This is a genomic window from Nocardia sp. NPDC059764, from assembly GCF_042732555.1.
Lineage (GTDB): Bacteria > Actinomycetota > Actinomycetes > Mycobacteriales > Mycobacteriaceae > Nocardia.
Window position 1 is genome coordinate 1 of the sequence record NZ_JBHWHH010000241.1, and the last position, 8,309, is coordinate 8,309.

Below are 8,309 nucleotides of genomic sequence, written 5' to 3' on the forward strand. Positions count from 1 at the left end.
GGCCAGTGCGGCGTGCACGGGCTGGCGCTCGGCGAACGACGCGCCGTGGTAGACCGCCGCCCGCACCAGCGGGTGGCGGAACCGAATCGCCTGCGCGGTAACGTCGATCAGGCTCGAGGCCTCAGCCTCGGCGATGCCCGCCGGATCGACGCCGAGGGCGTCGAGCACGTGCAGCACCAGTCGCAGATCACCGGCCGTCTCCGCCGCTGCCGCCAGCAAGGCGGTGCGCGAGGCGGGCGAGAGCTCCGCGATCTGCTGCCGATAGCCGCTGGACAGCCGATGCGGCAGTGGCAGCGGCCCGACCGGCAGCGCGTCCAGATTCATCCGCGGAAACTCCAACAGCGCCAGCGGATTCCCCGCTGCCTCCCGCAGAATCCGTTCCCGCATGTCGCGCCGCAGCCCCGGCCAGTTGTCGGCGAGCAGCCGCGCCGAGGCCGTGGTATCCAGCGGCGGCAGATGAAGGTCGGGCACGCGCGGCAGGACCGCCTCGACGCGGCTCGCGAACAGGATCACGATGCCCTCGGCGCCGAGTCGGCGCGCCGCGAACCGAAGTGCTTGCGCCGAAGCGGAATCCAGCCACTGGACATCGTCGACCGTGCAGAGCACCGGGCCGCCCTCGGCGAGTTCGGCCAGCAGCGACAGGGTCGCCAGACCGACCAGGAAGCGGTCGATCGGCTCGGTGGCGACCCGCAGCCCGATCACCGCCCGCAGGGCATCGGCCTGCGGGCGGGGCAGGGCGTCCAGCGGGAGCGCGTCGGCATGACCACCGGCCGCCATCAACAACTCCTGCAGTCCGGAGAACGGCAGCTCCGAATCGCCCTCCACACCCGCGCAGCGCAGGACCCGCCAGTTGCCGCCGGTGAGCTCCACCGCGCGGTCCAGTAGCGCTGTCTTCCCGCCACCCGCGTCGGCCACGATCTCCACCGCGCCGCTGTGGCCGTCCGCAGCCCCGTTCAGCAGCGTGCTGATCCGCTGTTCCTCGTGTGCACGGCCATACAGCATGTCCCCCAATCTATATGGCTCGGCTGTCTCCTCGGCGTCGGTGGCACGCAGGGCATGGTATTCGCCGCTGTCCGCCGCATCTATTGCCGTGCCAGCGCGGCGGTGAGCCGGCCGCGGGGTGGGAGATAGCCGCCGCGCGGAGCGTTCGCCGAGCTGAAACGAACCCCGCGGGGCTGGGCGGGGGCGGGCGCGAACGGCGAGAGGATGGTTGCCCAGCCATCGAACTGGTCGCGATCTGGCGGGGTCGCGTAGGCGGCCGACGGCGGCGCCAGCGGGCCGAGCAGGGGATTGGCCGCTATCAAGCGTGATTCGACCGCGGCCGCGAAAGCCAGTTGCAGCAAGGCCCTTTCGGCTCCCGCGGCCAGATCGGCCGCGTCGGTGGCCGGGTCGAGCCAGTAGGCGGCCCGCAACCGGTCCGGGGTCAGGTCGGCCGCCGCCACGCCACCGAACCGTCGCGCCAACGCGTCCACCTGGGTTCGCATGTCCCGCAGCCGCGCCGCGCCGAGCATCGCGACGATATCGCCGCGGGTCAGCCAGAACATCAGCACCGACTCGACCGTGACCACCGGATCGGGGATCTGATCGAGCGCTGCCATCGGTTACTCCTGATCATCGCGGGTGTCCGGACGCCGTCGTCCGGACCGTGCTACGACCGGGCAAACCGATCGTCCCGGGATTCTCGCAACCAGAACCGCGTTCCATGACCGAATTCAGACAATTGACCAGTTCTGTCGGTGGCGAGTGCCTAACGCACCTGACGGCCGACGTCGTTCAAGTGGCCCAGAGCCTGAGCGTAGGAGGTGAGGAACGAGGTTTCGGCGTAAGGGATGGACAGCTCGGCGCAGAAGTCTCGCACCATGGGCTGGGCGTCACGCAACGCGGAGCGGGGCATGGAGGGGAACAGGTGGTGCTCGATCTGGTAGTTGAGGCCGCCGAGCGCGACATCGACCAGGGCGCCACCGCGGACATTGCGGGAGGTGAGGACTTGGCGGCGCAGGAAATCGGTGTTGTCGCCCTCGGGCAGGACCGGCATGCCCTTGTGGTTGGGGGCGAAGGTGCAGCCCATGTAGAAGCCGAACAGGCCCTGATGGACGGCGATGAAGACCAGCGCCTTGACCGGCGACAGCACCAGGAACACCGCCGGCACATAGAGGACGGCGTGCGCGGCCAGGAACGCGCCCTCGCGGACCTTGTGCCGGATCGGCCAGGTCAGGATCGCGCGCACGCTCGAGAAGTGCAGGCTGCCCGCCTCCAGCAGCAGCATCGGGAAGAACAGCCACGCCTGATAGCGGAAGATGAAGCGCCGCCAGCCTTTTCCGGTGACCGCCCGGCCCGCGGAGTGGGCCAGAATGCCGCCGACATCCGGATCCTCACCCTCGGTATTGGGGTGCGCGTGATGGCGATTGTGGTTGCTCGTCCACCAGCCGATGCTCACCCCGGTCGCCAGATTGCCGACGAACAGGCCGAACCAATGATTGGCCCGCCGCGTCCGGAATACCTGCCGGTGCCCGGCGTCGTGCCCGAGGAACGCGACCTGCGCGAACGCCACCGCCAGGAACACCGCCGTCCCCAGCTGCCACCAGGAGTCGCCGATCGCCGCGAACGCCGCCCAGCCCAGCGCGAAAACCCCAACGGTGAGACCGGTTTTCCACCCGTAGTACCGCAGTCGCCGTTCCAGCAGGCCCGCCTGCCGTACCCGCCGCATCAGGGCCGCGTAGTCGCTGCCGCGCGCGGGGTAGTCGCTGCCGCGCGCGGGGTAGTCGCTGTCGCGGGCGGGCGTGGGTGCGGGCGTCACCGGGGCGAGGGTCTGTTCCCGCTCCGCCGGGCGGCGTCGTTCCGTGAGGATTACCAAGGGTTCTGCACATCCTGCTGTCGTGGTGCGTGGCGGGCCCGCGTACCCGGCACCAGGGTGCCGCGCCGCGGCCACCATCAGATGAACGAACGTGCGAGGCGGCGGCACAACTGCATGACGGTTTCGCGACCGCCAGGTGGTCTTCGGCGCCGGAGCCGATCCGGATGTGACAGTACTGTCGTCGTGATCCGGGCTCCGAAACGGGTTCCTGTGCGGTCGCTTTCGAGTATTTTCGCAACACATTCTAGTTTCGCGGCCCGGACGGGACGAGACTTGTGTGGCGGAAGGGCTGATCATGGCTGCTACGGACTACATCGTCATCGGCTCCGGCAGCGCCGGGGCCATCATCGCGCGCCGGCTCGCCGACACCGGCGCCACCGTCACCCTGTTCGAGGCGGGCCGCTCCGACCGCTCCCGGCTCATGCGCAAACCCGGCATGATCGGCCCGATGCACAGCGTGCCCCAGCTCAAGAAGCTCATCGACTGGGGGCACTACACCGTCGAACAGAAGCACGCGCTGGGCCGCAGGATCCCGCAGACCCACGGCAAGGTGGTCGGCGGGTCCAGCTCCGTCAACGGCATGGTGTTCGTGCGCGGCAACCGCCGCAACTTCGACGACTGGGCCGCCGAGGGCAACACCGGCTGGTCCTACGAGGACGTGCTGCCCAGCTTCCGCAAATTCGAGTCCTTCGAGGACGGCGCCAACCAGTTCCGCGGCGACTCCGGCCCGATCAAGGTGATCCGGGCCCGCGACCTGACCCCCGCCTCCGAATCGTTCATGCGGGCCTTCACCGAGACCACCGACCTGCCGCTCAACCCCGACTACAACGGGGCGGAACAGGAAGGTGTGTCGATCCTGCAGCAGAGCAACAGCGACGGCCTGCGCTCCAGCACCTCGGTCGGCTACCTCGACGACCGGCCGAAAACCCTGACCGTGCTGGCGAATACGCAGGTCCTGCGCATCGTGATCGACCACGGCCGGGCCGTCGGCGTGGAATACCGCACCGGCGACGGCGCCGAGATCCTGCACGCCGACCGCGAGATCATCGTCAGCGCAGGCGCTTTCGGCTCACCCCACCTGCTCATGCTCTCCGGCATCGGCCCCGCCGACCACCTGCGCGCCTTCGGCATCGACGTCGCCGCCGACCTCCCCGTCGGCGACAACCTGCACGACCATCTGTTCGTCCCCATGTCCTTCGCCATGCCCACCGCCCTGCGCCGCTCCTCCCCGGCCTACTTCGCCCGCGCCTTCGTCCGGGAATCGTTGCGCAACAACACCACCTGGCTGGCCCGCAGCGTCTTCGAAGCTGTCGCCTTCCTGCGCACCCCCTACACCACCGGCATCCCCGACCTGCAACTCCACGTCCTGCCCTGGAGCTACCCCGGCCCCAACCAGGACGCCCCCACCCGCCACATCCCCGACCCCCGCCGATCCCTCACGATCATGGTCACCATGATCTACCCCCGCAGCCGCGGCACCCTCCGCCTCACCTCCGCCGACCCCACCGCCGCCCCCGCCATCGACCCCAACTACCTGGCCGACCAGAACGACCTCGACACCCTCGCCTACGGCATGGACCTCACCCGAGAAGTCATGTCCGCCAAATCCATCACCCCCGCCGTCGACACCGAAATCTCCCCCGGCCCCACCTACCCCACCCGCGCCGACCTCGCCGCCGAGATCCCCAACCGCGCCACCACCGTCTACCACCCCGTAGGCACCTGCCGCATGGGCACCGACCCCCGCGCCGTAGTCGACCCCACCCTCCGCGTCCGCGGCATCGACAACCTCCGAGTAGCCGACGCCTCCATCATGCCCAGCATCGTCGGCGGCAACACCAACGCCGCCACCATGATGATCGGCGAACACGCCGCCTCCATCATCCTGCGCTGAGCGGCTATCGACCGCGCCGCCGCATCCGGTCGATCAGCGACTGGCCCGACAGCTCCTTGTCGACCGCCAGCAGATACGAGACGGGCGACTCACGGTGCGCGGCCCGTCGGACCCTTCTCCGGTCCGCCACATAGGACCCGACCGCGAGCGCGGCCCCGCCGACAACGGTGGCCGGAGTCCCGGTAGCGATACCGACCCCGAGTAGCCCGCCCGCCGTGGTCTTACTGACGTCGACCTTGATCCCGAGCAGCCCGATGCCGGATTCGACGCCCAGCGCGCGCAGCGCGCGACGGAGCTCGTCCAGTTGCGGCTTGGTCTTGCCGTTGTAGACGCTCTGCAGGTGCTTCTCCGCGGCCACCGGATCCTTCAGTGCGGCAATGGTTCCCAGTTCGTCGGACAACGACGCGACATGAGCACGGAAGGCCGACAGCTCGCCGCCGTAGCGTTCCCGGAAGGAGATCAGGGTGCTCAGCGGAACCGCCTCGATGTGGTCGGGCCGGATGGATGCCTCGACCGCGAGATGGATGTACGCGCCCTCGACGTCACCGATCGCGGGAACCTCCACGTCCTCGTCGAGCAGCAGTTCGTACAGGCGGTCCAGAGTGCCGACGGCGCTGTGGGCGTCCACATCATCGGTGGCCGGGGCCAGCGCGCGATGCCGGGACACCACGTCGGCGAGTGCGGTCAGATAGATCCGTGCGAGCGCGCGATGCAACCCGACATAGACGGCTTCGTCCTCGTCGACGACAACGGCCAGATCCGCCGCCTCGAACGAACTGAGCAGCGGCGCAGCCATCTTCGGCCCGGTCTGCCCGGCGTGCACCCACACCAGGCCCGGGTAGTCGGCGCGCGGCCCCGATGCCGCCCGCGCGCCGGATGCCTCCTCGACCGCCTGTTGCCAGGAGAACCGCTTGCGCAGATCCTCACCACCCAGCTCCACGATCTCCCGGAACACGTCCGCGATGGCCACGAGCTCGCGCGGCGAAGGCTCGACGCCGAACAGGAAGTCCGTCTCCGCCCGCAGCTGCGTCACCAGGTCGGAATCCACGTCCATGGTGAGCCGTGGCTGAATCCGTCCGACCGAGTCCCAGGTCAAGATGGCGAGCTTGAGCCAGTTCTCGTTCCGGAAGCGCATCCACGGGTAGTACAGGGCGATAGTCGACACGTGTTCCAGCATGCCACCAAGGGATCTGGCGGAGTCGCAATCCTGTTGCGGCATAGTCGGTTCAGTGCGCTCGCGGCGCTGTTACGAAAGGACGCGGAAGAGCGATCAGGTCCATGTTGCGGGAGGAGCCCGCCGACTCCGGGGGCGCCCCACCGAGAAGATGGTCCGCAAGTCGGACTGCTGGCCTCCGACGAAACCCTGCCGTTCCTGCTGCCGCCGCCACCCGGGCCGAAGGCGGTGCCCGCGGCTCCGGGTTACCGCTCGCTCTCCCGGCGGCATCGGGCAACCAGCCGTTCTTCACACTCACCGGTGACGGATTCCGCTGCAACCCTGTGTACGGCGAAGCTCTCGACCTCCTCGGCCCTGGCCAACCACAAACGGTGGTCGCACCCCTGCGGTTGGCAGCGGGTCGTCGACTGGATCGACGAACTGTGAATCGAAACGTCTGGATTTCGGATTATTCGTGATCGAACCTCGGGGCTTCCGTCGCGCGGTTACAGTGGGCGTTTCGATTCGGATCGGTGAAGAGGTACACGGGTAGTGAAGAGTTCGGCTCGGTTGCGGCTGGTCGCGGCATCCATGGTCTGCGGGACCGCCGCGGTGCTCGCCACGATGGCGCCCCCGGCCACGGCGGATACGCCCGACGGCAAGTCGCTCGTGACGATCGGCGATTCCTTCTCCGCCAACGGCCAGATCCTCGACCTGCTGAACGCGGGTGGCGACCCGGACTGCAAACACGTCCCCACCTCGTGGCCGAGCCAGCTGACCCAGCGCCTCGGCCTGTCCCCGGACGATGTCGAGGACACCTCGTGTCAGGGCGGCACCATCGACACCTCCGGCTGGACCCTGGTCCACCAGGTCAAACGCGCCGCCTCCGACAATGCCTTCGGCCCCCGCACCCGGGCCGTCACGATCCAGCTCGGCATGAACGACGCCTGGGGAACCGACAACCCCGTCGCCCTGTCCCGCGCCTACACCTGCCTGATCGACCTGAGCAACGGTTGCGGCGTCGAAGCCGCCGCCGAGGGCCGCGCCCCCGACCCGGCCACCCTCACCGGCCAGGCCTACGCCGACCGCGTCCGCAAAGCCGTCGAGTACATCCGCTACTACGCCCCGAACGCCCAGATCATCTTCGTCGGCTACCCGGAGATCCACACCCCCGGCCAAACCTCGGCCTGCGCCGGCATCCTCGGCATCGACGCCGTCCAGCCGCGAGCCGGAGCCATCACCGAGTTCCTCGACCACATGGACACCGCCCAACGCGACGCCGCCGCGATCCTGAAGGTCACCTTCCTCGACTCCCGAGCCGTCACCGCGGGCCACGGCGCCTGCACCCCCGGCGCCTGGGTAGCCGGCGCCTTCGACCCCCGCACCGAGCTCCTCGGTTTCCCCTGGCACCCCACCGCCCACGGCGACATGATCCTCGCCGCCGCCGTGCAGCAGAAAATCGCGCAGGGCTGATCAAGCTGAAGCGCCAGGATTCGAACCTGGATCGGCGGAGTCAGGGTCCGTCATGCTGCCGTTACACCACGCTTCATCGAGAGTTGGTGTGCCCGGGAGGATTCGAACCTCCGGCCGCCTGATTCGTAATCAGGTGCTCTTTCCGCTGAGCTACGGACACGTGACCCCGCGCGGATGTCGGCGTTGACATCTGCTCTGCGCTGAGGTGCGCGGGGTGTGAAAGAGGGGTTTACTCGGAGTGGCCTGAATGGGGTGGAAGAACTCAGGCGTTGCTGCGGATCCGGCGGAGAGCGGATACGCGGGGTGCGCGACGGGGCTGGGCGCGGCGGGTGGTCCAGCTCTGCTGGTGAATCAGTGGCTGTCGTGCCATTCCGGTGCCCTCCTCTACGGTCGCGTCGTGTTTGTCGAGACGACGGTAGCAGCGTGAATCCTGGTGGTAAACAGAATTATTGACGCCGACGAGCCTCGGGTCGGCGCAGCGAGCCTGAGCAGCGGTGGACAAGGCTGGGGGTGCCTGGAGGCATCAGAATCTGTCGGTGGGTCGCCGTAAGGTTGCGTGTATGAGCATTTCGATGCGCCGGGCCGGAGGTCCGGATGAATTCAGTTGCGTGGCAGGTGGTTCGGATAGCACTGTGTTCGGCGTCAGCGATTCGCGTGCAGGGTCATGGGGAGTGACCCTCCGGGGGGAAGGAATGAATGTCATGAACCGCAATGTGGTTCGCGGGGAACGTCGGGGTCCGAGGTTCGCCAAGAGCAGTTTCAGTTATGGTGGCGGCGATTGCGTCGAGGTCGCATTCCATGAAGATCAGATCGCGGTGCGTGATTCCAAGGATCGGCACAGCCCGACTTTGTGGTTCACGAAATCCGAATGGCGTGCGTTCACCTCGGGTGTGCGCGCCGGAGAATTCGATTTCGGCGAGTGACGTGTTGGTGGT

7 protein-coding genes and 2 tRNA genes are annotated in these 8,309 nt (G+C 68.2%); 3 read left to right on the forward strand and 6 right to left on the reverse strand.

Annotated elements, in window-relative coordinates; all coding sequences use genetic code 11:
* The 3 genes from ACFV4K_RS32790 to ACFV4K_RS32800 form a co-directional block, all read right to left on the reverse strand.
* Positions 1 to 1,002, reverse strand: a 1,002-nt coding sequence (locus tag ACFV4K_RS32790; protein WP_379280146.1) for an AAA family ATPase, incomplete at its 3' end; no start/stop codon positions are given.
* Positions 1,003 to 1,082: 80 nt separating this feature from the next.
* Positions 1,083 to 1,598 carry a hypothetical protein gene (locus ACFV4K_RS32795; protein ID WP_379280148.1) on the reverse strand — a complete coding sequence of 172 codons (516 nt, stop codon included), beginning with the start codon at positions 1,596 to 1,598 and terminating at the stop codon, positions 1,083 to 1,085.
* A 149-nt stretch (positions 1,599 to 1,747) separates the two neighbouring features.
* Positions 1,748 to 2,854, reverse strand: a complete 1,107-nt coding sequence (locus ACFV4K_RS32800; protein WP_379280150.1) for a fatty acid desaturase family protein — start codon at positions 2,852 to 2,854, stop codon at positions 1,748 to 1,750.
* Between the two features lie 295 nt (positions 2,855 to 3,149).
* Here ACFV4K_RS32800 and ACFV4K_RS32805 point away from each other — a divergent pair, with 295 nt between their 5' ends.
* A complete protein-coding gene (locus ACFV4K_RS32805) occupies positions 3,150 to 4,748 on the forward strand; it encodes a GMC family oxidoreductase (protein ID WP_379280151.1) in 1,599 nt (532 codons plus the stop codon).
* Positions 4,749 to 4,752: 4 nt separating this feature from the next.
* On the opposite strand, the gene ACFV4K_RS32810 is transcribed toward ACFV4K_RS32805, so the two are convergent.
* Positions 4,753 to 5,913 (reverse strand): DUF6236 family protein, encoded by a 1,161-nt coding sequence (locus ACFV4K_RS32810; RefSeq protein ID WP_379280152.1) that lies wholly within the window; start codon positions 5,911 to 5,913, stop codon positions 4,753 to 4,755.
* Between the two features lie 540 nt (positions 5,914 to 6,453).
* Between ACFV4K_RS32810 and ACFV4K_RS32815 the strand changes: the two genes are divergently transcribed.
* A complete protein-coding gene (locus ACFV4K_RS32815) occupies positions 6,454 to 7,374 on the forward strand; it encodes an SGNH/GDSL hydrolase family protein (RefSeq protein ID WP_379280154.1) in 921 nt (306 codons plus the stop codon).
* Between the two features lie 5 nt (positions 7,375 to 7,379).
* On the opposite strand, the gene ACFV4K_RS32820 is transcribed toward ACFV4K_RS32815, so the two are convergent.
* Positions 7,380 to 7,450: transfer RNA gene (locus ACFV4K_RS32820), tRNA-Gln, on the reverse strand.
* 8 nt (positions 7,451 to 7,458) lie between these two features.
* Positions 7,459 to 7,534: transfer RNA gene (locus ACFV4K_RS32825), tRNA-Arg, on the reverse strand.
* Positions 7,535 to 7,934: 400 nt separating this feature from the next.
* Between ACFV4K_RS32825 and ACFV4K_RS32830 the strand changes: the two genes are divergently transcribed.
* Entirely contained in the window at positions 7,935 to 8,297 is a 363-nt protein-coding gene (locus ACFV4K_RS32830) for a DUF397 domain-containing protein (protein ID WP_379280155.1), read from the forward strand.
* Positions 8,298 to 8,309 lie beyond the last annotated feature (12 nt).

Coding starts and splice junctions, on each gene's coding strand:
- ACFV4K_RS32795 (WP_379280148.1), bottom strand. CDS start 1,598: ATGGCAGCGCTCGATCAGATCCCCGATCCGGTGGTCACGGTCGAGTCG.
- ACFV4K_RS32805 (WP_379280151.1), top strand. CDS start 3,150: ATGGCTGCTACGGACTACATCGTCATCGGCTCCGGCAGCGCCGGGGCC.
- ACFV4K_RS32830 (WP_379280155.1), top strand. CDS start 7,935: ATGAGCATTTCGATGCGCCGGGCCGGAGGTCCGGATGAATTCAGTTGC.